Here is a 24,805-nt window from a genome sequence, read left to right on the forward strand (position 1 = left end):
AAACCTATGGAATTAATCATTATCAGCGGGCGCTCCGGTTCCGGTAAATCCGTTGCGCTCAGAGCATTAGAAGATGTGGGATATTATTGTGTGGATAATCTCCCGCTTCCGCTTATTCCAGAATTAGCCGGTTTCTTATCCAACTCAGGTCGTTCCGCCGTCGTCAGCCTTGATATTCGTAATATTCCCGAAAATCCCGAAAGCATTGAAGCCTTGTTGGAGCAATTATCAAAACTGACGATTCAAACCAAAATCATCTTCTTGGATTGCGAACGCAATACGTTAATCCGTCGTTATAGCGACACGCGTCGTTTACATCCTTTATCAAACAAAGATCTCTCGTTAGAAAGTGCGATTGATTTGGAAAATACCTTGCTTGAGCCGCTCTATCAACAAGCTAACTATATTATTGATACGACCAATATTTCCTCGCACGAATTGGCGGAAAATCTGCGCGGCATTTTACGAGGCTCAACCGATAAAGCGCTTAAAATCGTCTTTGAGTCTTTCGGCTTTAAATACGGTTTACCTGCGGATGCCGATTATGTGTTTGACGTACGTTTCTTACCGAATCCGCATTGGAATCCGGAATTACGCCCGATGACAGGCTTAGAACAACCGGTTATCGACTTCCTTGAACGTCAAACCGAAGTACATAATTTTATCTATCAAACTCGTAATTACTTAGAAATGTGGTTGCCAATGTTAGAAAAAAATAACCGTAGCTATCTCACGATTGCGATCGGCTGTACCGGCGGTAAACATCGTTCGGTATTTATTGCCGAACAATTGGCGAAATATTTCCAAAGTCGAGATAAAGACGTACAAATTCGTCATCGCAGTTTAGAAAAACACCATAAGAAATAAGTTAATCTACCAAGCGGTCAAATTTAAATGGATTTTTACAAATTTATTTAAAAATATGACCGCTTATTATTTATAAACGATCTTTATATGAAATCAGCAGATATTGTGATTATTGGCGGCGGTATGGTCGGTCTGGCATTAGCGGCACTCCTAAAAAATACCGATAGTCAAATTAAGATTATTGAAAAGCAAATCCCGCAAACCTCGGAAACTTTTTCGAATCGAGTTAGTGCGATTAACGCAACCAGTGAAAAAATGCTTGAGCAAGTCGGTGCATTGCAGCTTATTCAAACCGAGCGTTTATCGCCTTATCAAAAAATGTCGGTATGGGAACAAGACAGTTTTGCTCACATTGAGTTTGATAATAGCGATCCGAGTATTCGGCAACTCGGTTTATCTCAACTGGGATTTATTATTGAAAATAATCAAATTCAATCGGCACTATGGCAACAAGTAAGCCGACAAGATAATGTAGAAATTATCTTAAGCGAGCCGAAAACCGTCGGCATCAACGAAAATGGTGCTTTCCTGACCTTAGCGAATAATGAAATGATTTCCGCTAAATTAGTGGTCGGGGCGGACGGTGCCAATTCTTGGCTTCGCCGACAAATGCATATTCCGCTTGTAAGCAAAGATTACGAGCAAACCGCATTAGTATGTAATGTCAAAACCGTTGAACCTCATCATAATATCGCTCGCCAAATTTTCTCTCCGAAGAGCATTTTGGCATTTTTACCGTTAGCCGATGAAAATTTATGCTCTATCGTCTGGTCTTTACCGCCGGAAAAAGCGCAACAATTACAACATTGCGAAGTGCAACAATTTAATCGGGAGCTCACCATTGCTTTTGACAACCGCTTAGGCTTAGTCGAATTACAAAGCGAACGAACGATTTACCCGCTTACCGCACGCTATGCAAGAGATTTCGCTCAACCTCGCTTTGCTTTAATCGGGGATGCGGCGCATACGATTCATCCGCTTGCCGGTTTAGGCGTGAACTTAGGTTTTGCCGATGCGATCACCCTTGCCCAAGAGATCAAACAACATTTAACGCTCGGCCATGATATCGGCGAATATCGTCATTTACGTCGTTTTGAACGAATCCGTAAAACGGAAGCAATAAAATTACTGGCTGCGATGGAAGGCTTAAAACAGCTGTTTCAGGGAGGTCACCCCGTCAAAAAACTGATACGAGGCATAGGTTTATCCGCAACCAATCAACTACCGGTATTAAAGAAATTATTGATTGCTCAGGCGGTGGGTATTTGACTTGTCTGTTTTTTAGTCAGATAATATTAACCGATAGATTTTTACTGAACTATCCTTTTCAGAAACAGTCTATTATCGGTACAATAGACTACGCCCTATAAAGGGAATTTTTCATCTTATTTTTAAGGACAACGAATGAAAAAATTAGCAACAATCGGTGCGGTTGCACTTTTAGCGTTTAGCGTAACGGCATGTAACAAAGCGGATCCTGCAGCGGATTACAAAAAATTCCAAGAATGGTACCAAGTTCAAGAGCAAACCCAAGCGACCGCTCAAGCCGAATTACAAAAACAATTAACCGAAGTAATGAGCCAAGCTCAAAAAGACCCTAAAGCATTAGAAGCGGTGTTAAACACTTTCGCAGGTAAAGTACAAGAAACGTTAAAAAGTTTAGACGCGGTTGATGTGAAAAGCGCGGAAATTAAAGCGTTAAAAGATAAAACTAAAGCGGTTTTAGGTTTATCAAACGAAGTAATTTCCGAACAAGTAAAAGTGATGGCGGCACCTACTGCGGAAGCGCAACAAGCTATTCAAGCGAAAGCGACTCAATTAAACCAAGCGGCGCAAGAGCTTCAAAAATTACAAGCCGATTTAAAAGCGAAATTTGAAAAATAATTCGGCTGATAAGTTAAAATATAACAAAGGTTAGAACGGAAAGGTTCTAACCTTTTTCCACATCATAAACAGGTAAGAAAATGACAAAATTCACAAAAATTAGTGCGACCGCATTATTCGCTTTATTTTTAACCGCTTGCGATAAACCGGCAAATAAGCCTGCGGCAGAGCAAGCGGCGGCAACACCGGCTCCGGCGGCTCAAGCGCAAACTGAAGCGGCCAAACCGGCTGAACCGGTTGTCGATACCGGTGCGGAAGATTACAAGAAATTCCAAGAATGGCAACAAGTGCAAGAAAAATCTATCGGTAACGCAATTAACACCGAAATTGAAAAATTAGGTGAAAAATCGAAAGATCCGGCAGTAGTTCAAGATACAATGAATAAAGCGATTCTTGCTCAAATCGAAAATATTCAAAAAAGTGCAGCGACTTTAGATATTAAAGATGCGCAAGTTAATGCACTTAAAGACAAAGCGCTTGAAGCGATGGCATTAGGTGCGAAAATGATTACCGAAAATGACAAACTTGCGAAAAACCCTACGCCCGATGCACATAAAGCATTCGGCGAGTTACAAGCGCAATTAGATAAAATTGCGGCGGAAGGGCAAAAAATTGAAGCCGAATTAGCAACCAAATACGGCCCAGCTCCAGCTCCAGCTCCAGCTCCAGCTCCAGCTCCAGCTCCAGCTCCAGCTCCAGCTCCAGCTCAAAAATAGTATAACTTGGCGGCTAGGATTTTCTAGCCGTTTTTATCTCCAATAACGACATCATAATGTTTAAAATTATAAAAATTATCCTTTCTTTTCCTATTGTTTTAGGTCTTATCGGTTGCTCGAATATACGAGAAAACCATTCTCCACAAGCGGATTTTCAGCGTTTTTATCATTGGGATGAAGTGTATGGAAACGACTATATACAAGCGACGTTACTGACGATGCACAGTCTGGAAGTGGCAAAAAATACGCCCTCCAGAATTGATGCGATACAGAACTATCTAGAAGAAGTGGATACGATCCAAGCCTCGCTAGATTATTTGGATATCCAAAACGATGAAATTTTACCGATTAAAAATATCGGCTTAAGAGCGTTACAATTAAGCCAAGAAACATTCAGAGATATGATTAAATTAGAATCGCAACCTAACGAAGCCTTGGCTCAATCGGTACAAGATAAAGGGAAAATAATTACTCAACTAGGTAATGAAATCTCGCATGAAAAATTAAAATTAATGAAAAAATATCAACTATAAAAAAGACGCCCAGTGCGTCCTTTTACTTTTATTGCCAGCCTAAGGCTTTATTCGCAATATTTTCTCTGAACAATTTGCTATGCGAAATCGCAAATAAGCCTAAATTTCTGACCGCTTGTAGCGGTAATAAATCGCAAGAAAACAGTGAAATCAGACCGCTTGTTAATGAAATAATTTGCGCTTGGTCGTGCTTTCTTGCTTGCTCGAATTGATTAAGCAATGCGAACGCACCTAAATCTTTTCCTTGTGCAAAGGCTTTGGCTAACAGCTGTGCAAGAGTAAACAGATCTCGCATTCCAAGATTAAAGCCCTGCCCGGCGACCGGGTGCAATAACTGTGCGGCATTCCCCACAATTGCCAAGCGATGATGAATATGCGATTGCGCTTTTTGCGAAGTGAGCGGATAAACAAACCGCTTGCTAACTCGCAAAAACCGCCCCAATTTCCAACCGAATTGCTGCTGTAATTGCGAAAGAAAATCTTCGTCGGAAAGCTCCATCAAATCTTCAGATTGTTTCACACACCACACTAACGACATTCGATTATCACTTAACGGCAATAAGGCTAACGGCCCTTGCGTCGTAAAACGCTCAAAAGCTTGCCCTTGATGCGGTTCACTAATTTCAACATTGGCAATCAAAGCCGATTGTTGATAATCCTTTAATAGCTCAGTTTCAACTCCACACTGCAGAGCGATTTGGGATTGGATCCCATCTGCCGCTACCATTAATTGCGTGCGAAGCCGCTCACCGTTTTGCAATCTAAGCAAAACTTCAGTTTGTAAACGTTCGAAACGAACTATTTGATTCGGACAAAACCAATGGATATTCGGCTGCTGCTCAATACAAGCGGTCAAATTTTTGCCTAATTTTGCCAGCTCCACCACGACACCTAATTGTGCTAAATTCAGTTCACTTGCTTTTAATGTCGTTTTACCGAAATGACCGAGATCCGACACCTGAATCTGTTGGATTGGCGTTGCAATTTGCTGAATTTGTTCGGCAAGTGAGCTGCCGGCAAGCGGTCGAATTTGCGCAAATTTTTGCAAACTGCCTTGTGCCAACGCAATACTACGTGCATCAAAACCGCCTTGTTGCGCATAATCAGGCAACTGTTTTTCCACGATCGCAATCCGCATTTTATGCTGCGACAAGCTACTTAACGCCAATGCCAGTACCGAACCGGTCACCGCACCGCCAACAATAACCACATCAAATCGCTCTGCCATTTCCACCTCTTATTCAAATACACGTAATACATCAAGCGGATAGCTCTCACCGCTCAAATAATCTTCGAGTGATTGAGTGACTAACGGATTTCGCTCACATTGCCCATCTTGCTGAATAAAGTGTTTAAACTCCTCCAAACTCAACCAAAAGCCTTGGGTAATATCGCTATCCTGCGGAGCAATCGGCACAAAATCGTCTAACTCAACCGCAAATACAAAACGTAAATAATCGGTCTGTGAACGAGGTGCGTGCCATTGATAAATCTTAATTAAACGTTGAGCTTCAGCACGAATCCCAGTTTCTTCGAATAACTCTCTACTCGCTCCTTCCAATAAGGTTTCATTTGCTTCCAAATGCCCTGCCGGTTGGTTTAAGGTTCGTTTACCGTATTCGATTTCTTCCACAAATAAAAACTTACCTTTGCAATGTACCACACAGGCTAAAGTGATATTCGGTTTATGCATACCCTTAAATAACCTCGATTAACGGCTTCATAGTGTCCGCTTCAAGTAAACGACCGACTCTAAATAAAGGTATGTTTGCTTGTTTTGCAATTTGTTGCACTTTTTCGACCGCTTGCGGACGCACTGCAATTAACAAACCGCCGGAAGTTTGCGGATCACACAAAATCGCCTTTTGTTCATCGCTCATGGCTGAAATTAGATGCCCATAACTGTCAAAGTTACGTTTAGTTCCACCCGGCACCGCACCTTGTGCGATATAGTCTTTCACACCGTCAAGCGTATGGATTTCGGCAGAATTCACTTCGGCACGTACATTAGAACCTTGGCAAATTTCACTTAAATGCCCTAATAAACCGAAACCGGTTACATCCGTCATCGCTGTAACATCAGCTAATTGAGAGAACTGTACACCAATTAAATTAATTTGACACATCACGTCACGTGCAAGATTCTGATGTTCCGCTTTCAATAAACCTTTTTTCTCAGCGGTTGTTAATACGCCGATACCAAGCGGTTTAGTTAAAAATAACTCACTGCCAACTTCTGCCGAAGCATTCTTTTTCACTTGCTCGGTACTAACCGTTCCGGTTACCGCCAGCCCGAAAATCGGTTCAGGCGAATCAATCGAATGGCCGCCGGCTAAGGCAATACCGGCTTGCTGACAAGCAAAACGCCCACCTTCCACAATTTTTTGCGCCACTTCCGCCGGCAATTTGTTTACCGGAAAGCCTAAAATGGCAATCGCCATAATCGGCTTACCGCCCATCGCAAACACATCACTTAACGCATTTGCCGCCGCAATGCGTCCGAAATCAAACGGATCGTCCACAATCGGCATAAAAAAGTCTGTGGTACTGATAATACCAATGCCATTACCGATATCATAAACAGCGGCATCATCAGCGGTTTCATTCCCCACTAATAAATTCGGATCAATAAATTTTTCCAGCTGACTTTGTAAAATTGTCCCTAACACCTTAGGAGAAATTTTACAGCCTCAACCGGCACCGTGACTGTATTGCGTCAAACGAATCGGTTCTTCCGCCATTTTATACCTCGTAATCTATCTCTGAATTCGGTTATTGTACGCCAACAAGCGGTCAGATTTGAGAAATTTTTTACAAAAATCCCCAAAAAAACGACCGCTTGAGCTATAATTCTCGGTCAATTTTAAAAGAGGGAAAAATAATGTTTGAACTAAATCCAATTAAAACTCAATTAGCCGATTTAACCGAGCGTACTAACGTACTTCGGGGGTATCTTTGACTTTGATGCCAAAGTCGAGCGTTTAGAAGAAGTTAATGCCGAATTAGAACAGCCGGAAATTTGGAATACGCCGGAAAAAGCGCAAGCGTTAGGTAAAGAACGTTCGGCGTTAGAAATGGTGGTCAATACGATTCGTGCGTTGGATCAAGGTGTGGAAGATGTCGAAGGCTTAATCGAATTAGCCGTAGAAGCGGAAGACGAGGATACGTTTAACGAAGCACAAGCTGAAGCGAATGAATTAGAAGAAAAATTAGCGAAGCTTGAATTCCAACGTATGTTTAGCGGCCAGCACGATGCGGCGGATTGCTATGTCGATTTACAAGCCGGTTCAGGCGGTACGGAAGCGCAAGACTGGACGGAAATGTTACTGCGTATGTATTTACGTTGGGCGGAAAGCAAGGGCTTTAAAACCGAGTTAATCGAGGTGTCGGACGGTGATGTTGCCGGATTGAAATCGGCAACTGTGAAAATCACCGGCGAATATGCGTTCGGTTGGTTACGTACCGAAACCGGTATTCACCGCTTAGTGCGTAAATCGCCATTTGATTCGAATAACCGCCGTCATACTTCATTTGCGGCAGCTTTCGTTTATCCGGAAATTGATGATGATATTGATATCGAAATCAACCCGGCTGATTTACGTATTGATGTGTACCGTGCGTCCGGTGCGGGTGGTCAGCACGTTAATAAAACCGAATCGGCGGTGCGTATTACGCATATTCCGTCCGGTATTGTGGTGCAATGCCAGAACGGCCGTTCGCAACATCAAAACAAAGATCAATGTATGAAGCAGCTTAAAGCGAAATTATACGAGATGGAAATGATGAAGAAGAATGCGGAAAAACAAGCGATAGAAGAAAGTAAATCGGATATCGGTTGGGGCAGCCAAATTCGTTCGTATGTGTTAGACGACTCTCGTATCAAAGATTTGCGTACCGGAGTGGAAAATCGTAATACGCAAGCGGTACTTGACGGTGATTTAGATAAATTTATTGAAGCCAGCCTTAAAGCGGGGCTTTAGTTGCAAGCGGTTAAATTTGTAAGAAATATTGCAAATTTGACCGCTTATTTTTTACTCGGGAGCCGGACTATGTTTTTCGAATCTTTGCAATTTAGTATAGGGGTAATGCTACCGACCATTCTTTTGATGTTATTGGGGATTTTTTTGCGCCGTCGCAAATTTGTGGATGACGACTTTTGTAATACCGCCTCAAAAGTGATGTTTAATTTCGCATTACCGACAATGTTATTTTTAAATGTGGTAAAGAGTCCGTTGGACTATTCCAAAGATCTTAACCTCATTTTTGCCGGATTAAGCGGTACGTTAATTATTTATCTGATAGCGGAATGGTGGGCGGCAAAATATATCCGTGAGCGGGGTTATCGTTGTATTTTTACGCAAGGCGTCTTTCGTACGAATGCGGCAATTCTAGGGCTTGCACTGACTATCAACGCTTACGGCGAAGCCGGACTTGCCACCGTTTCAATTTATACCGCTTCATTGGTCATTTTATTTAATGTATTAAGCGTCATTACCATTTTAAATTCATTAAGCGATCAAAAGCCTAGTGCCGCCAGACTTGCTGCCGCAGTAGCGAAAAACCCTCTTATTCAGGCAATAGTATTAGGAATCGTAGTCAATTACTTACAGATTCGGATTCCTAAGCCCTTAATGCAAACGGCACAATCTCTCGCTAATATTACTTTGCCGATGGCATTAATCTGTATCGGTGCGACCTTAGATTTTAAAGCGTTAAGTCAATTTCGCCAACAAACGGCGGAAAGCGAGCTGACTCGCGTGGTGCTTTATGCGTCCTTTTCGCGCTTAATATTGGCTCCGCTTTTCTTATTTATCTTAGGTAAGTGGGTATTTGTACTGAACCCGATGCAACTCGGCATTTTGTTTCTGACGGCTACGGCTCCGGTTGCCGCGGCAACTTATGCGATGGTACGAGCCTACGGAGGAAATGGTAAAGGTGCGGCAAATTTAATCGGTATAACCACTATCGGCTCAATATTTACCGCCAGTTTAGGCTTATTTATCTTACATCAATTAGCTTGGATTTAAAGTAAAAAAGCAGCGTATAAAAACGCTGCTTTTTTCAATTTTAAAGTTGTTCCGCTTGTTCTAAAATTTTCTGCTGTTCCAAAGCCAATTTTTCCAAACGGCGTTGCTCGCGCCGCTGTTCGTCTTCCGCTTCCCAAACATTATAAGCCTGTACGATTTTAGCTACTACCGGATGGCGCACAATATCATGGCTGTCGAAATAGTTAAAACTTAGATCAGGCACATCTTTCAACACTTCCATGGCATGTTTTAAACCCGATTTTTGACTACGAGGCAAATCGACTTGGGTAATATCGCCCGTAATGACCGCTTTTGAATTAAAGCCGATACGGGTTAAGAACATCTTCATCTGTTCCGTCGTGGTATTTTGGCTTTCGTCTAAAATAATAAACGCATCATTTAGCGTACGCCCGCGCATATAAGCAAGCGGTGCGATTTCAATCACATTGCGTTCCATCAATTTTTGCGCTTTTTCAAAACCTAACATTTCAAATAACGCATCATATAACGGTCTTAAATAGGGTTCGATTTTTTGCCCGAGATCACCGGGTAAAAAACCTAATTTTTCACCCGCTTCAACCGCCGGGCGAGTCAGTAAAATTCGACGAATTTCTTGCCGTTCAAGCGATTCTACCGCTGCCGCCACCGCAAGAAAGGTTTTGCCCGTTCCCGCCGGTCCGATACCGAAACTAATATCGTGGCTAAGAATATTTCTTAAATAGGCTTGTTGGTGTTCGCCGCGCGGTTTAATTACACCGCGTTTCGTTTTAATCGAAATCTCGCCTTGTGAACCGGATACCCATTGATTTTGCAATAACATTCGGCTTTCCTGAATCGCCAAATGAATATCTTCCAAATCAAGTTCTTTAATTTTGCCTTTAATCGGTGCAGTATCGGTATAAAGTCGTTTTAATAACTTTGCCGCATTTTGAATTAAAGTCGCCGAATAATGGCTGCCTTCAGCCGATTGAATCGAAAAAGAAAAACCGTTACGGGCAATAACCAGATTAAAACTTTTTTCAATTAAAGTTAAATGCTCGTCAAATGCGCCGCAAAGCGATTGTAAACGAGCGTTATCCTGTGGTTCTAAAGTGAAGAGAATTTCGTTCAAAACATATCCTATTTTAGTTCACCGAAATTTTCCGGAATACTTTGTAAAAGTTTTCCCCAAATTTCGCTGCTTGATTGGCGATTTTGCGCCATAATCAATGAGGCTTTCTCATGATCTTTTTCTACACACGCATTTAATAAGTCACGATAAAATTTTAATGTCAGCTGACGGCAAACGGGATCGGCAAAGAAAATACTTGCGACTTGATGATACATACCTTTAAAGCTGTTTAAAATCAAGGCATATACCGGTTTATTTGCGGTAAAAGTAAATTGTCTAAACAGTTTATAATCAAAAGTGGCAAATGCATCCGCCGTATCTTCCAATTCATCCAATTGATTAAAAAATGCGACACATGCTTCCGCATTTAATCTTACCGCCTCCGGAATATAAGATTCCGCCATACGAGTTCGTAGTGAAACTACATTCGCAATAATAACCGGAAGGTATGATCTATCTAATTTAATAATCGTGCTGATTATATTCGGCCCTGCCGTTTCCCACACGTCATTCACTCGGGTCGGTTTTCCATGCTGAATATGTAACCAACCGTCACGCGCCAGTCTTTGTAACACTTCTCGTAATGTTGTTCTGGTTACTCCGATTTTATCCGCCAACTCACGTTCGGCAGGCAAATCCGTCCCCGCCGGAAATTTATTATTCCAAATACTTCTGACAATATATTCTTCTGCCAGTGCCGCAGGACTTTGAGCTTTTAAAATATAAGAGTTGTCCATGTATAAAATTCCCTGCTCCGCAAAAGTGACCCAAAATTAAAAAAAGAAACAATTTTTATTCAAAATCAAAAAAAATCTCGTAAAAAATGAGATAAAGGCTATTATCCTTTAATCTAAACTGGATTACAATTAACAAAACTTATTATTTTAATGGAGGTTCTTAATGGATAGCTCGAACGCTATATTTAAAAGCTTTTTAGGTAAAGCTCCCGAATGGTACAAAATCTGTATTATCGCTTTTTTAGTTATTAATCCGTTAATTTACTTTTTTATTAGCCCTTTCGTTGCCGGCTGGGCATTAGTCGCAGAATTCATCTTTACCTTATCCATGGCATTAAAATGCTATCCGTTACAACCCGGCGGTCTGTTAGCAATTGAAGCGGTTTTCATCGGGATGACCTCCGCTCACCACGTTAAAGAAGAAATCATGGCTAACTTTGAAGTAATTTTATTATTAATGTTCATGGTTGCCGGTATTTATTTTATGAAGCAATTGCTTTTATATGTATTTACCAAATTGTTAATTGTTATCCATTCTAAGAAAATTCTTTCTCTTGCGTTTTGTTTAAGTGCAACGTTCCTTTCAGCCTTCTTAGACGCATTAACCGTTATTGCGGTAATTATCAGTGTCGGTACCGGTTTCTACGGTGTTTACCATAAAGTCGCATCAGGTAACAGCTTCGAAGATTCGACGGATATTAGTAATGACGAAAAAATTATTACGAATAAAGAAATTCTCGAACAATTCCGTGCCTTCTTACGTAGTCTTTTAATGCATGCTGCCGTCGGTAGTGCTTTAGGCGGTGTAATGACCATGGTCGGCGAACCGCAAAACTTAATTATTGCCGGTCAAGCGGAATGGGGCTTCGTTGAATTCTTACTACGCGTATTGCCTGTTAGTTTACCGGTTTTAATTTGCGGTGTAATTACTTGCATATTGTTAGAACACTTTAAAATTTTCGGTTATGGAGCGCGTTTACCGCGCCGCGTATGGGGCGTACTTGCTCGTTATAATTTATTAAAAGAGCAACGTATGACTCAACAAGATCGTGTAAAAATGGGCATCCAAGCGTTAGCGGGGATTTGGTTGATTGTCGGTCTGGCGCTCCATCTTGCCGATGTTGGTATTATCGGTTTAACTATCATCATTATCTGTACGGCGTTTTGCGGTATTACCGATGAACATGCAATCGGTCGTTCATTCCAAGAACCGATGCCGTTTACCGCGTTAATCGTAGTCTTCTTTACGGTTGTTGCCGTCATTGTCGATCTGAAATTATTCGAGCCGATTATCAGTTACGTGCTTTCTGCCGATCCTCATTCTCAATTGGCATTGTTCTATGTATTTAACGGCTTATTATCGATGATTTCGGATAACGTATTCGTCGGTACGGTGTATATTAACGAAGCGAAAACCGCACTCGAATCGGCAATTATTAGTCGTGAACAATTCGATTTAATTGCGGTGGCAATCAATACCGGCACGAACTTACCGTCTGTCGCAACACCAAACGGACAAGCGGCGTTCCTATTCTTGCTTACTTCACCGTTTGCACCGTTAATCCGACTTTCATACGGTAAAATGTTATATATGGCATTGCCTTATACGATCGTGCTTTCTATCATCGGCTTCTTATCATTAGAGTTTTTACTTCCGCCACTTACAGAGCTAATGTCTAACTGGGGTTGGATCATTACTCGATAATTCAAAGAATCTCCCCTAAAAGTGGGGAGATTTTTTACGAAAACCGAACAAAATCAGGTACAATGTAAAAATTATTCAGACCAGAGGTGCCTATTATGCTCAGTTACTTTAAAGAACTCTCATTAAATCGAACCGCATGGTTACTGCTTGCTTTTGTTGCTTTCGCACTTGAAGCAAGTGCCATTTATTTTCAATACGGAATGGGATTAGTGCCTTGCGTAATGTGCGTTTATGAACGTTTGGCAATTTTCGGATTACTTATCGCTGGGTTAGTCGGTGCCATTTCACCTCGTTTTTTCCTAACACGCTGGTTAGCATTATTACTTTGGGGATTTAGTGCCTTCAAAGGACTTGCTCTTGCAATCAAACATCATGATTACCAAGCGAATCCTTCCCCTTGGAACCAATGCGAGTTTAAACCCGAATTCCCGCAAACGATGCCGTTTGATCAGTGGTTCCCAAGTATCTTTGCCCCGGGTCCGGTCAATTGCAGTGAAAAACAATGGGAAATGTTCGGACTTGGTATGCCGGAATGGCTTATCCTCGCATTTTCTATTTTTGCTCTTATGTTCGTTATCGTATTGCTTAGTCAATTTAAACGAGCAAAACCTCAGTACCGTAGCGTATTCAGATAATCTTACAAGCGGTCGAATTTTTGCAAAATTTTGCTGAAATCCGACCGCTTTTTTATAACTATAATAAGGAAATACAATGTCAAACTTATCTCAATTAGAAACTAAATTAGTTCATGCCGGACGTAAATCGCGTTATACCCAAGGTTCTGTTAATCCTGTCGTGCAACGCGCTTCATCTTTAGTATTTGAATCGGTATCACAAAAAAAGCATGCCACTCGCAACCGCTATAAAGGCGAATTATTTTACGGCAGACGAGGCACGCTCACCCACTTCGCTCTACAAGACGCGATGTGTGAACTAGAAAGCGGAGCCGGTTGTTATCTTTATCCGTGCGGCGCGGCGGCCGTGACTAATTCCATTTTAGCTTTCGTATCACAAGGCGATCACGTATTAATGACCGGTGCGGCTTATGAGCCGACCCAAGATTTTTGTAACGTTATCTTAAAAAATATTGGTGTAAGCACTACTTATTACGATCCGCTCATCGGTGAAGGCATTCGTGCACTTATTCGGCCGAATACTAAAGTGCTATTTTTAGAATCGCCAAGTTCACTGACAATGGAAGTGCCGGATATTCCGACTTTGGTTCAAGTGGCTCGTGACATCAATCCGGATATGGTGATTATGATTGATAATACTTGGGCGGGCGGTGTGTTATTCCCTGCGCTTGAATTCGGGATTGATATTTCGATTCAAGCCGGAACAAAATATTTAGTCGGTCATTCCGATGTGATGATCGGTACGGCGGTATCCAATGCCCGTTGTTGGGATCAACTTCGCGAACGTTCGTATTTAATGGGTCAAATGGTTGATACCGATTCCGCTTATACTACGGCGAGAGGTTTACGTACGCTCGGTATTCGATTGAAAGAACACCAAGAACGCTCTATTCAAGTGGCGCAATGGCTGGCACAACGTCCGGAAGTTAAAGCGGTCTTCCACCCCGCACTTCCAAGCTGCCCGGGTCACGAATTTTTCAAACGTGATTTTAAAGGAGCAAGCGGTCTGTTTTCATTCGAACTTAACCAAAAGTTAAACGACGAACAATTAGCTAACTTTTTAGATCATTTCGAATTATTTACCATGGCATATTCTTGGGGCGGTTTTGAATCGCTCATTCTCGCTAACCAACCGGAAGAAATCGCTCGCATTCGTCCTGCAATCGAAAGAAAACTTAGCGGCACACTGATCCGTATTCATGTCGGCTTAGAAGCGGTCGAGGATTTGATTGCCGATTTAGAAAAAGGTTTCGAGCGTTTAAAATAACTTCTCTTATACGATAAAAAAGTGAATTAGGATTATGCCTAATTCACTTTTTCTCACTATCTATGCGAAGTCGAAATTAATCTTCGCCCCACACTTCTTTCGCAATTTCTTCCACGTGACGTACTTTTGCCCATTGCTGCTCTTCGGTCATCACGTTACCTTCCTCGGTTGAAGCAAAACCGCATTGCGGGCTTAAGCAAAGTTGCTCAAGCGGGACATATTTCGCCGCTTCGGCAATACGCGCTTTAATCGCTTCTTTATCTTCCAATTCCGGGAATTTAGAACTGATTAAGCCTAACACCACGCGACCTTTATTATTCGCAAAATGTTTTAACGGCTCGAAACCGCCTGAACGTTCATCATCATATTCTAAGAAGTAACCGTCATAATTGGTTTGACCGAATAAACCGTCCGCAATCGGGTCATAAGCGCCTTCTAATAAATAAGAAGATTTATAGTTACCGCGACAAACGTGAGTCGTGATGGTTAAATCGGCCGGTTTGTCCGCTAAAATCGCTTGAATATTGGCAACCGCTTGCGCTTTATCCGCTTCAAAGATCGGTTGTTGGTAATTGTTACAGAGAGATCCCCAATATACGTCATCAATCTGTAAGTAGCGACACCCCGCATCATAGAACGCTTTAATCGCATCTTTATAAGCCTGTTGCACATCTTTGGCAAATTCTTCACGGGTTGCATAGATACCGTGATCCCATTGCACCGGATACATTAATTGGTTCGGGCTTGGAATAGTAAATTTTGCTACCGCTCTACCGGCGACAATCGCATTAAATTTTTTGAAATGCTCAAGGAACGGATGATTCGGATTCCAAGAAACTTTACCGCAACAACGCGTGTTGTACGGACGTACAGCTACGCCTTTAAACGCATACGCTTTCTCCGGTACATAACCTTCGATACCGTTTAAATTCTCTAAGAAATCGATGTGCCACCAAGAACGATGGAATTCACCGTCGGTTACCACTTGAATACCGGCATCTAATTGTGCCTGTACTAATTTTTGACTTCTTCTTCAACAATCGCATCGCGCGCTTCAAGTGAAATCGTGCCGGCTTTATAATCCGCATGCGCTTTTTTCCACGCATCCGTTCTTAAATACGAACCGACCGTATCCGCATGAAAAGGTAAATTTTTTACTGTCATAATTAGGGTACTCCGTTAATGTGATATTTCGTAGTTATCGTAAGCGAACGAACTGTATCACTCAAGGAAAATCATTCAAATTAATGTGAAACTTTTTCGATTTTTTATGAAATTAATTCATAATCAATTTAGAGATTCTTACACGCCGTACTGCTCGCGATAAGCACGCATTGAAGCTAAATACGGTGCGTATTGTTCCGATTTTTCAATAAATTGAATTAAATCGTCAAAATCGATAATCGAGAAAACTTGGCAGCCGTAATCACGTTCGACTTCTTGAATTGCGGAAAGCTCGCCTTTGCCCTTTTCTTTACGATTTAACGCAATCAATACGCCTGCTAATTCCGCTTGATTCGCATTAATGATTTCCATCGATTCACGGATTGCCGTACCGGCGGTAATCACGTCATCAACTAATAAGATTCTGCCTTTCAACGGCGAACCGATAAGATTACCGCCCTCGCCGTGATCTTTCGCTTCTTTACGGTTAAAGCAACAAGGCTTATCCACATCAAATTGATTAACTAACGCAACCGCAACCGTCGTTGCAATCGGGATACCTTTATAAGCCGGTCCGAAAAGTACGTCGAAATTTAGACCGCTTGCTTGAATCGCCTGCGCATAAAACTCACCGAGTTTGGCAAGATCTCTACCGGTATTAAATAAACCCGCATTAAAGAAATACGGGCTTTTTCTGCCTGATTTCAGGATAAATTCGCCGAATTTTAAAACGTTACGGCTTAATGCAAATTCAATAAAATCGTGTTTATATTGTTCCATGTTGTTTCCTTATAAAAAAACCACAGACAACACCGATTTTCACGGAAACTTCCGTTTATCTGCGTTATCTGCGACTAATCAAATTATTCCGGCGTGATCCAACTCACCGTCCAAGATGCCGTTCCTTCCGGAACCAGCACTTCGGCAAGATACGGAAGCACTTTTTTCATCTGGCTTTCTAATTGCCAAGGCGGATTAATCACAATCATACCGCTTGCCGTCATACCACGTTGATCGGAATCCGGTCGTACCGCCAATTCAATTTGTAAAATTTTACGAATACCGCTATCCGCCAAACCGCGTACAATACGTTTAGTGTGCTGGCGTAATACCACCGGATACCAAATCGCATAAATACCCGTGGCAAAACGTTTATAGCCTTCCTCTATCGCTTTCACCACCAATTCATAATCTTCTTTTAATTCGTACGGCGGATCGATTAACACAAAACCACGACGCTCTTTCGGCGGTAATGCGGATTTTAATTGCTGAAAACCGTTTTCACGCTTGGTAACGACATTATCTTTCTTATCAAACTCTTGGCGTAATAACGGGAAATCATTCGGATGTAATTCGGTTAAAATTGCACGATCTTGCGGACGTAACTGATTAACCGCCAATAACGGCGAGCCGGCGTAATAGCGTAATTTCTCGCCTTTATTAATTTTTTTCAGTTCATTAATGTATAACGCGACTTCTTCCGGTAAATCCGTTCGTTCCCACAAACGGGCAACACCTTCCAGATATTCGCCGGTTTTCTCCGATTCCGCGCTTAATAAGCTATAACGCCCGACACCGGAATGCGTATCCAAATAAAGAAAGCCTTTATCTTTCTGTTTTAATGATTGTAAAATCAAAAGCTGAACAATATGTTTTACCACATCCGCATGATTACCGGCGTGGAAACTATGGCGATAGCTGAGCATAAATTCTCTCTATTTTTTCAATATGTTATGAATTGTGATTTTAACACGGAACAAAGCGGAAAACACGGAAAATAGCATAAGTTATCATTCACCGGTTCAATAGCAACAGAAAGGAAATATATGGATCTCACGATACAAAACGGCATACTTATTCATCAAAAACAAGTTCCTTCTCCTCACTTTAACGCTCGCCCGATAGCGAACGATATTTCGCTGTTAGTGATTCACTATATCAGCCTGCCTCCGGAACAGTTCGGCGGTAATTTTATCGACCAATTTTTCCAAGGTAATTTAGATCCGACCGTTCATCCTTATTTTGAAGAAATCAAAGACTTACGCGTTTCGGCACACTGCTTAATTAACCGTAAAGGCGAAATTACTCAATATGTCAATTTTAACGATATGGCATGGCACGCCGGACTTTCCGAATTTAACGGACGAGATAAATGTAATGAATATTCGATTGGGATTGAGCTGGAAGGCAGTAATCATCAGCCGTTTACCGAAGCGCAATACAAATCCTTGGCGCACTTAACTCAAGCACTGATGACGGAATATCCTGAAATCACCTTACAACGTATCGCGGGGCATTGCGATATTGCACCGGAACGTAAAATCGATCCCGGACAATATTTCGATTGGGGTTATTATAAAACACTGATTGCTTAACGATTTAGCTCGTTTGGCATAAAAAACGGCTAGGAATAAATCCTAGCCAATATATTAGGAATGAATAAAATTTTCTAAGTCATTTGGATGATGACCCGTTCTATAACAAGGATGGTTTGTCATAGAACGAAAACATTGTAAACAATAAATTAATTTATGTAAAGCATATTTGTAAAATAATTTAAATTAACTTCATCAAAATTCCGCTTGAGCGGTAAAAGTCATCGCTTCACCGGTTATCGGATGCGTAATGGATAACGATTCCGCATGCAAACACAAACGAGGAGATAAACTTTTAGCTAACGGATTAGCATAAAATTTATCGCCGAGAATCGGATGCCCTAACGCAAGCGAATGTACTCTTAGCTGATGTGAGCGACCGGTAATCGGGGTGAGTTTTACTCGAGTGGTATTATTCGGTAAATGCGCCAATACTTCATAATGCGTAATCGCCTTTTTACCTCGTTCATAACAAATTTTCTGACGAGGACGATTTTCCCAGTCACAAATCAGCGGAAAATTCATTTCGCCGGTATCACCGACCTTTTCGCCTAATTTGCCCCAAAGCAAAGCGATATAATGCTTTTTCGGTTCCCTGTCACGAAACTGACGCTTCAACTCTTTTTCCGCCGCTTTGCTGAGTGCAAATAACAGAATACCGCTGGTTGCCATATCCAGACGATGTGCCGGTTCGGTAAAGCCATATTTCTGCTGTACACGAGTCATTGCACTATCATAATACTCCGGACGATTGCCCGGCACGGAAAGCAACCCACTCGGTTTATTAATCACTAAAATATGATTATCACGATAAACTTCCGTTAAAAACGGTTCAAGCGGAGGATGATATTCAATTAATGCCATTTTTATTACCATAAAAAACACGGAACGGACGAATACATCGAACAAGCGGTAAATTTTGAAGTTTTTTCTGCAAATTCACGTTGCCGTATTTCCGTCTATTCCGTGATAAATACCCTATTCTTTATTACTTACAATCACACGTAAGCTGTCTAAACGCCAATTTGCTAATGCAATTTGCTTAAGCGATTCAATGCGTTGTTGTTCCAATGCTTCAATTTCATCAGCACGAATATTTTTATTCACCGCTTGTAACGAGGTTAAACGGTGCAATTCCGCACTTAATGTACTATCCGCATCTTGGCTGGCTTTTTCGATTAATTCCGGTAATTTAGCTGCGATTTTTTGCTCGCTGATACCGATTAATTTTTTAATATCAGCTTGCGCCATTTTCGCAATTTTATTTGCCATTTGTTTATTCAGCGGTTTTAACTGCTTCTCAAGCCCTGCAAACGACACCTGAGCCGCCATATCGTTACCTTTATTATCTAATAAGATACGCACCGGTGTCGGCGGTAGGAAACGCGTTAAATTTAAACCTTTCGGCGCTTGAGTTTCCACCATATAAATCGCTTCAAGCAATAAAGTGCCTGCCGGTAAGTTTTTATTAATCAGTAACGAAATTGCCGATTTACCGATGTCGCCGGAAGTAATCAAGTCAATACCGTTACGAATCATTGGGTGATCCCAGGTTAAAAACTCAACCTCTTCTCGCATGAGTGCAAGCTGGCGATCAAAAGTCACAGTCGTGCCGTCTTCGGCAATGCCCGGGAAGTCCGGCACTAACATATGACCGGTCGGGCTAATCACGATAGATTGCTCGCCTAAATCTTCCTGCTCTAAGCCGATAACATCAAATAAACTCAAAGCAAAATTGACTAAGTGCGGATTATTATCTTCTTTCGCAATCGCCTCAGCTAACTCTTGTGCCGCTTCACCGCCATTTGAATTGAGCTCAAGCAAACGATCTCGACCTTGCTCTAATTCTGCCTTCAACTGTTGCTGACGTTTAAAGGTTCTTGCAAGAAATTCGTCAAATCCGACCGCTTGCGGGTTCTTCAAGAAGCCTTCCAATTCTTCGCCGAATTCACGGAATAATGCGGCGCCCATCGGACAAGTTTCTTCAAACGCATTTAGACCTTGATGATACCAAGTCGCCAATACCATTTGCATTGAATTTTCAAAGCACGGTACGTGAATCTGAATATCATTTTTCTGACCGATACGGTCTAAACGTCCGATACTTTGTTCCAATAAGTCCGGATTATCCGGTAAATTGAACAACACTAAATTGCTGGCAAATTGGAAGTTACGCCCTTCCGAGCCGATACTCGAACTAATCAAGACCTGAGCGCCCTCTTCCATTTGGGCAAAGTAAGCGGAAGCTCTGTCTCGTTCTACAATCGACATTTTTTCGTGGAACACCGCCGAACGAATCGCTTCACGTTCACGTAAGATTTGTTCCAATGCAATGGCCGTATCCGCTTGCTTACAAATGACTAAGATTTTCTCGTCACGGTGATTTTTCAGGAAGGTAATCAACCATTCGATACGAGGATCAAAATCCGCCCATTTTGCCGCCGGATTCATACGTTGGAATAAACGTTCCGGATAAAGCTGATCATCTTTGGTTACGCCGCCCATCATTCCCATCACTTTTAACGCATTGGTATATTGGCTCGGCATTTCCAAAGTAATTTGATGATAAACACGATGTGGGAAACCTTTCACACCCTGACGTGTATTACGGAATAACACACGGCTGGTACCGTGGCGGTCAATCAGCTCACGAATCAATTCTTGACGCACTTGCAAGCGGTCATTTTCTTTCGATTTTTCGCTATTGATTACCTTAAACATCGGTTCGGTATCTTTCTCGCTGAGTAATTCCGCAATGCTATTTTGCTCGTCATTGCTTAACGCTTTGTCATTCAGCAAGGTCGCCACCGCATCCGCCACCGGTTTGTAATCTTTTTGTTCGGCAACAAAGCTGTTGTAATCGTAGAAACGATTAGAATCCAATAACGCTAAACGAGCAAAGTGACTTTCTTGCCCTAATTGCTCCGGTGTTGCGGTGAGCAGTAATACCGCCGGAGTTTGTTTGGATAAACGCTCAACAAATTGATAGCCGACACTCGGCTCGTTTTCCGACCATGCTAAGTGGTGCGCTTCATCCACGATGAGCATATCCCAATGGCTTGCCAATACTTGCTTCGCACGATTTGGTGAACTTTCTAACCAGTCGATTGAAGCGATTACTAACGCTTCGCTATCAAACGGATTTTCGCTGACATCATTACCGTCTTCATCCGCTTTATCAAAATCGCTGCAACGCTCTTCATCAAATAGTGAGAATTTCAAGTTGAAACGACGTAACATTTCAACCAACCACTGATGTTGCAAACTTTCCGGCACAAGCACTAATACGCGTTCGACTCTGCCGGAGAAAAGTTGCTGCTGTAAAATCATCCCCGCTTCAATCGTTTTACCTAAACCGACTTCATCCGCCAATAACACACGAGGCGCAACACGCTGACCGACTTCTTTGGCAATATGTAATTGATGCGGAATTAAACTTGCACGAATGCCTCGCATTCCTCGTAGCGGCGATTGAAATTGGGCTTGTTGATGTTGTAATGCTCGATAACGTAAAGCAAAACGATCGGAACGGTCGATTTGTGCTGAAAATAAACGGTCTTGCGGCTTGCTGAAGCTTACTTTATGGTCTAACTGCATTTCAGGCAATACGGCTTCTTCACCGGAATCCGCTCGCTTACCTAAATAGATAATAAAACCTTGGTTTTCGACTACCTCTTCAACATCTAACTGCCAACCTTCCACGCTATTGATTCGATCACCTTTTTGAAATTGTACCCTTGTTAAAGGGGCGACCGAAAGCGCATAAATACGCTCTTCTTCTGCGGCAGGAAATTGAATGGTAACGGTACGATTATCACTTGCCGTTACGATACCTAAGCCTAAATTATTTTCTGATTCGCTAATCCAGCGCTGACCTACTACGAACATTTTGGGGTTATTTCTCCTATTTATAAATTATTATCTATTCTAGCAAATTTCACACTTCAAGCGGTCTGATTCTTACGTGATTTTGCAAATTTTCAGCGAAAAGAAACCGCTTTATAAATAAAGCGGCTATCGAATAAACAATTCGGATTTTCGAGCCGATAAATTACCGGCTTATAAACTTTGATAAAGCTTAAATGCCTGTCCGTCCGACATACCTGCCAGATAATCGCAAATTACCCGAGGGCGTTTTGACGGTGTCGATTGTTGCCAACGTAATGCGACATTTTGTGGTAATAAACGCTCCGGATCGGTGCTTAACATATCAAACAACGCCATTAAAATTCGCTGCCCTTTATATTCCACTCTCTGCGTTTTCACATCGCAAATCACATATTGGTAAACAAAGCGTTTTAAAATTTCCAACACACATTTCACATCGTCCGGCAAATAAGCGTTAAAACGTAATAACGGCTCATCAAAGCCAGACTGCTCACGCCATTGGACGTTGGTCACAAAATAATTAACCAACGCCCCGATCACATCTTTACGTTCATAACGATGTTGGGAAAATAATTTCTGGCTAAGGGTCGGTAAAATCGTTTGAATCCAAGGAGAAGAACATTGTGCTAATTGTTGCTCTGCCTGTTGCCATGATTGTGGCGTGACCATACCGCCGGCAATCGCATCTTCCAAATCGTGTACGCCGTAGGCAATGTCATCGGCAAGTTCCATAATGCTGCAATCCAGCGATTTATATTGCGTTTTATGCGGTTCAAGCGGATCTTTACTGAAACTTATCGAACGCAACAAGTTACGATCTTGCTCGCTTAACGGCGCTAACACCCAATCGAAAAAGGTTAGATCATCGCTAAATATACCCTTACAAGTTTTGAATTGGTGCAAATTAATATAGGGCGACTCGGCAAATTGCGGGCGTGCTTGCGGTTCGGTTTCTTCAAGCAGTGCCGGATATTTAATAATGCCTAACAAGGTTCTACGAGTGAGGTTCATACCGTGTTGAGGTGTATAGGGCTCAAGTTGGGTAACAATCCGAAACGACTGAGCATTACCTTCAAAACCGCCATACTCTCGCATTTTATAATTAAGCGCCATCTCGCCACCGTGTCCGAACGGCGGATGCCCGATGTCGTGAGCGAAACAAAGCGATTCAATCAAACTGCGAGACGGCAATAAAGCGGTCAGATTTTCAGCAAAATTTGCAAATTTTTGCTCGGAAACGACCGCTTGAAAACCTTGTGTGTCTTGCAATAATTTGGCACGGATACTACTGCCAATCTGTGCCACTTCGAGCGAATGAGTCAAGCGTGTACGATAAAAATCATCTTCGCCAACTGCGTGAATCTGCGTTTTAGCTTGCAGGCAACGAAAGGCTTCGGAATGCAAAATTCTCGCGCGATCTCGCTGAAACGGCGAACGATGGTCTTGTTCCCGTTTTTTATCCGCCAAAAAACGTTCGGTCCAAACATTCGAAATCATCTTTTCCCCTTTTTCATATATAATAACTGACTTTACGAATTTGATTTTACACTAAAAATGGCACTGTTCTACTCTGAAAAAGCTGCAAAACAGCAAGCAAAAAAATCGGCAAAAATGACCGCCTGTCCGCCGGTTACCATTCAATCTTTGGATTACCAAGGCTTAGGCGTAGCAAAAATAGCCGGTAAAACTTGGTTTATCGAAAATGCCTTACCTAACGAACAAGTTGAAATCCAAATATTGGAAGAAAAACGCCAATACGGGCGGGCTAAAGCGGTTAAAATTTTAAAGCCATCCGCCGAACGCCAACAGCAGAGCTGCGCGCTCTACGGCAAATGCGGCGGCTGCCAAATGCAACATATTCCGCTGGATTTACAGCGAGAAGCCAAACAGCGTGCGCTTTTTCAACGTTTACAAAAACTGCAATCACAGCCGATTGAGTTTCAGCCGATGATTGTCGGCCACGATAAAAGCTATCGCCGCCGAGCAAAACTCAGCATCGCGTTACAAAATAATCAGTTAGCGATTGGTTTTAGAATGCAAAATTCAAACCAAATCATACCGCTTGAACATTGTGAAGTGTTGGTAGAACCACTTTCTCAGCTTATCAAACCATTGCAAAGCCTATTTAGTACGTGGCAGAACAAAAAGGCACTTGGGCATATTGAACTGGTTCAAGCGGATAATACCATTACGATGTTGGTACGTAACGTAGGGCAATTCCATCCGCAAGACAGCCGAAACTTGCAACAATTTGCCGAACGGCATTCACTTTCATTGTATGTGATGACCGCTGAAAACGACATCGTTCAACTAAGTGGTGAAGTGCCCCACTACCAAATTCACGGCGTTAAACTGGGCTTTTCGATTCGTGATTTCATTCAAGTAAACGGCGACTTAAATGAAAAAATGGTGGATAAAGCGCTGGAATGGCTTAATCTTTCCGCACAAGATCGAGTACTGGATTTATTCTGCGGTATGGGAAACTTCACTTTGCCGATTGCCAAGCAAGCCGGCTTTGTTGTGGGGGTGGAAGGCGTTGAGCCGATGGTTGCACAAGCCAAGCAGAATCGTGATACAAGCGGTCTAAAAAACGTAGCATTTTACCAAACCAACCTAGACGAACCTTTTGCCGATAAACCTTGGGCAAGCGAACCGTTTAACAAAGTGTTATTAGATCCGGCGCGTAACGGTGCATTTTTCTGTTTAGATCATTTAGCCGCATTGAACCCCGAAACGATTGTCTATGTTTCCTGTAACCCTGCCACCTTAGTGCGAGATGCGGAAAAACTGATTCAAGCCGGTTATAAACTGAAAAAAGCGGCAATGATCGATATGTTTCCGCATACCGGACATTTGGAATCTATATCACTGTTTAGCAGTCATTAAATTGTCATAC

At 42.1% G+C, this 24,805-nt stretch carries 22 protein-coding genes and 1 pseudogene; 12 read left to right on the forward strand and 11 right to left on the reverse strand.

The window, feature by feature from the left end; genetic code table 11:
• The first annotated feature begins 6 nt into the window (after positions 1 to 6).
• The 5 genes from rapZ (at position 7) to DY200_RS04680 (ending at position 4,000) form a co-directional block, all read left to right on the forward strand.
• The gene (gene rapZ / locus DY200_RS04660) at positions 7 to 867 is read left to right on the forward strand and encodes an RNase adapter RapZ (RefSeq protein WP_005607088.1); all 861 of its coding nucleotides are present in this window, start codon (positions 7 to 9) and stop codon (positions 865 to 867) included.
• Between the two features lie 87 nt (positions 868 to 954).
• A complete protein-coding gene (locus DY200_RS04665) occupies positions 955 to 2,136 on the forward strand; it encodes an FAD-dependent monooxygenase (RefSeq protein WP_115587100.1) in 1,182 nt (393 codons plus the stop codon).
• A gap of 135 nt (positions 2,137 to 2,271) precedes the next feature.
• A complete protein-coding gene (locus tag DY200_RS04670) occupies positions 2,272 to 2,751 on the forward strand; it encodes a PM1805 family lipoprotein (protein WP_005596282.1) in 480 nt (159 codons plus the stop codon).
• 80 nt (positions 2,752 to 2,831) lie between these two features.
• Entirely contained in the window at positions 2,832 to 3,467 is a 636-nt protein-coding gene (locus DY200_RS10710) for a PM1805 family lipoprotein (protein ID WP_162882209.1), read from the forward strand.
• Between the two features lie 56 nt (positions 3,468 to 3,523).
• The gene (locus DY200_RS04680; RefSeq protein WP_115587101.1) at positions 3,524 to 4,000 is read left to right on the forward strand and encodes a PM1805 family lipoprotein; all 477 of its coding nucleotides are present in this window, start codon (positions 3,524 to 3,526) and stop codon (positions 3,998 to 4,000) included.
• A 28-nt stretch (positions 4,001 to 4,028) separates the two neighbouring features.
• Here the strand turns inward: DY200_RS04680 and ubiH are convergent, their stop codons facing one another.
• The 3 genes from ubiH to selD are packed head-to-tail and all read right to left on the reverse strand — an operon-like array spanning position 4,029 to position 6,741.
• On the reverse strand, positions 4,029 to 5,228 hold the full coding sequence (gene ubiH, locus DY200_RS04685) for a 2-octaprenyl-6-methoxyphenyl hydroxylase (RefSeq protein WP_115587102.1): 1,200 nt from the start codon (positions 5,226 to 5,228) through the stop codon (positions 4,029 to 4,031).
• Positions 5,229 to 5,237: 9 nt separating this feature from the next.
• A complete protein-coding gene (locus DY200_RS04690) occupies positions 5,238 to 5,693 on the reverse strand; it encodes an NUDIX hydrolase (RefSeq protein WP_115587103.1) in 456 nt (151 codons plus the stop codon).
• Positions 5,694 to 5,697: 4 nt separating this feature from the next.
• Positions 5,698 to 6,741: a selenide, water dikinase SelD gene (gene selD, locus DY200_RS04695; protein WP_115587104.1), complete on the reverse strand. Its 1,044-nt coding sequence runs from the start codon at positions 6,739 to 6,741 to the stop codon at positions 5,698 to 5,700.
• Between the two features lie 140 nt (positions 6,742 to 6,881).
• On the opposite strand from selD, the gene prfB reads away from it, so the two are divergent.
• Both prfB and DY200_RS04705 read left to right on the forward strand, forming a co-directional pair.
• Positions 6,882 to 7,980 (forward strand): peptide chain release factor 2 gene (gene prfB, locus DY200_RS04700; RefSeq protein WP_115587105.1). Its coding sequence is split into 2 segments (ribosomal slippage): positions 6,882 to 6,956 and positions 6,958 to 7,980, totalling 1,098 coding nucleotides; the frame shifts between segments, so codons are not numbered across the junction.
• Positions 7,981 to 9,027, forward strand: coding sequence for an AEC family transporter (locus tag DY200_RS04705; RefSeq protein ID WP_115587106.1), 1,047 nt, complete (start codon positions 7,981 to 7,983; stop codon positions 9,025 to 9,027).
• Positions 9,028 to 9,067: 40 nt separating this feature from the next.
• On the opposite strand, the gene DY200_RS04710 is transcribed toward DY200_RS04705, so the two are convergent.
• Positions 9,068 to 10,138, reverse strand: a complete 1,071-nt coding sequence (locus DY200_RS04710) for a PhoH family protein (RefSeq protein ID WP_115587107.1) — start codon at positions 10,136 to 10,138, stop codon at positions 9,068 to 9,070.
• Positions 10,139 to 10,146: 8 nt separating this feature from the next.
• A complete protein-coding gene (gene fadR / locus DY200_RS04715; RefSeq protein ID WP_005603595.1) occupies positions 10,147 to 10,875 on the reverse strand; it encodes a fatty acid metabolism transcriptional regulator FadR in 729 nt (242 codons plus the stop codon).
• Positions 10,876 to 11,038: 163 nt separating this feature from the next.
• Here fadR and nhaB point away from each other — a divergent pair, with 163 nt between their 5' ends.
• The 3 genes from nhaB (at position 11,039) to metC (ending at position 14,482) form a co-directional block, all read left to right on the forward strand.
• On the forward strand, positions 11,039 to 12,580 hold the full coding sequence (gene nhaB, locus DY200_RS04720) for a sodium/proton antiporter NhaB (protein WP_115587108.1): 1,542 nt from the start codon (positions 11,039 to 11,041) through the stop codon (positions 12,578 to 12,580).
• 95 nt (positions 12,581 to 12,675) lie between these two features.
• Complete coding sequence (gene dsbB / locus DY200_RS04725; protein WP_005596251.1) at positions 12,676 to 13,215, forward strand: disulfide bond formation protein DsbB; 540 nt, start codon at positions 12,676 to 12,678, stop codon at positions 13,213 to 13,215.
• Between the two features lie 76 nt (positions 13,216 to 13,291).
• Positions 13,292 to 14,482, forward strand: coding sequence for a cystathionine beta-lyase (gene metC / locus DY200_RS04730; RefSeq protein WP_115587109.1), 1,191 nt, complete (start codon positions 13,292 to 13,294; stop codon positions 14,480 to 14,482).
• 76 nt (positions 14,483 to 14,558) lie between these two features.
• Here metC and DY200_RS04735 read toward each other — a convergent pair.
• From DY200_RS04735 to DY200_RS04745, 3 genes and pseudogenes are all read right to left on the reverse strand, one after another.
• Positions 14,559 to 15,646, reverse strand: a pseudogene (locus tag DY200_RS04735) (5-methyltetrahydropteroyltriglutamate--homocysteine S-methyltransferase).
• Positions 15,647 to 15,784: 138 nt separating this feature from the next.
• Positions 15,785 to 16,426, reverse strand: a complete 642-nt coding sequence (gene pyrE / locus DY200_RS04740) for an orotate phosphoribosyltransferase (RefSeq protein WP_115587110.1) — start codon at positions 16,424 to 16,426, stop codon at positions 15,785 to 15,787.
• 83 nt (positions 16,427 to 16,509) lie between these two features.
• A complete protein-coding gene (locus tag DY200_RS04745; RefSeq protein WP_115587111.1) occupies positions 16,510 to 17,352 on the reverse strand; it encodes a 23S rRNA (adenine(2030)-N(6))-methyltransferase RlmJ in 843 nt (280 codons plus the stop codon).
• 120 nt (positions 17,353 to 17,472) lie between these two features.
• Between DY200_RS04745 and ampD the strand changes: the two genes are divergently transcribed.
• Positions 17,473 to 18,021, forward strand: a complete 549-nt coding sequence (gene ampD, locus DY200_RS04750) for a 1,6-anhydro-N-acetylmuramyl-L-alanine amidase AmpD (protein WP_115587112.1) — start codon at positions 17,473 to 17,475, stop codon at positions 18,019 to 18,021.
• A 195-nt stretch (positions 18,022 to 18,216) separates the two neighbouring features.
• Here ampD and rluA read toward each other — a convergent pair whose 3' ends face one another.
• From rluA to DY200_RS04765, 3 genes are all read right to left on the reverse strand, one after another.
• On the reverse strand, positions 18,217 to 18,885 hold the full coding sequence (rluA, locus tag DY200_RS04755; RefSeq protein WP_115587113.1) for a bifunctional tRNA pseudouridine(32) synthase/23S rRNA pseudouridine(746) synthase RluA: 669 nt from the start codon (positions 18,883 to 18,885) through the stop codon (positions 18,217 to 18,219).
• Between the two features lie 114 nt (positions 18,886 to 18,999).
• Positions 19,000 to 21,909: an RNA polymerase-associated protein RapA gene (gene rapA / locus DY200_RS04760; protein WP_115587114.1), complete on the reverse strand. Its 2,910-nt coding sequence runs from the start codon at positions 21,907 to 21,909 to the stop codon at positions 19,000 to 19,002.
• A gap of 171 nt (positions 21,910 to 22,080) precedes the next feature.
• Positions 22,081 to 23,406, reverse strand: a complete 1,326-nt coding sequence (locus tag DY200_RS04765) for an anti-phage deoxyguanosine triphosphatase (RefSeq protein ID WP_115587115.1) — start codon at positions 23,404 to 23,406, stop codon at positions 22,081 to 22,083.
• A 57-nt stretch (positions 23,407 to 23,463) separates the two neighbouring features.
• On the opposite strand from DY200_RS04765, the gene rlmD reads away from it, so the two are divergent.
• Positions 23,464 to 24,795, forward strand: coding sequence for a 23S rRNA (uracil(1939)-C(5))-methyltransferase RlmD (gene rlmD, locus DY200_RS04770; RefSeq protein WP_115587116.1), 1,332 nt, complete (start codon positions 23,464 to 23,466; stop codon positions 24,793 to 24,795).
• Positions 24,796 to 24,805 lie beyond the last annotated feature (10 nt).

This window comes from Actinobacillus lignieresii (assembly GCF_900444945.1).
GTDB classification, from domain to species: Bacteria; Pseudomonadota; Gammaproteobacteria; order Enterobacterales; family Pasteurellaceae; genus Actinobacillus; species Actinobacillus lignieresii.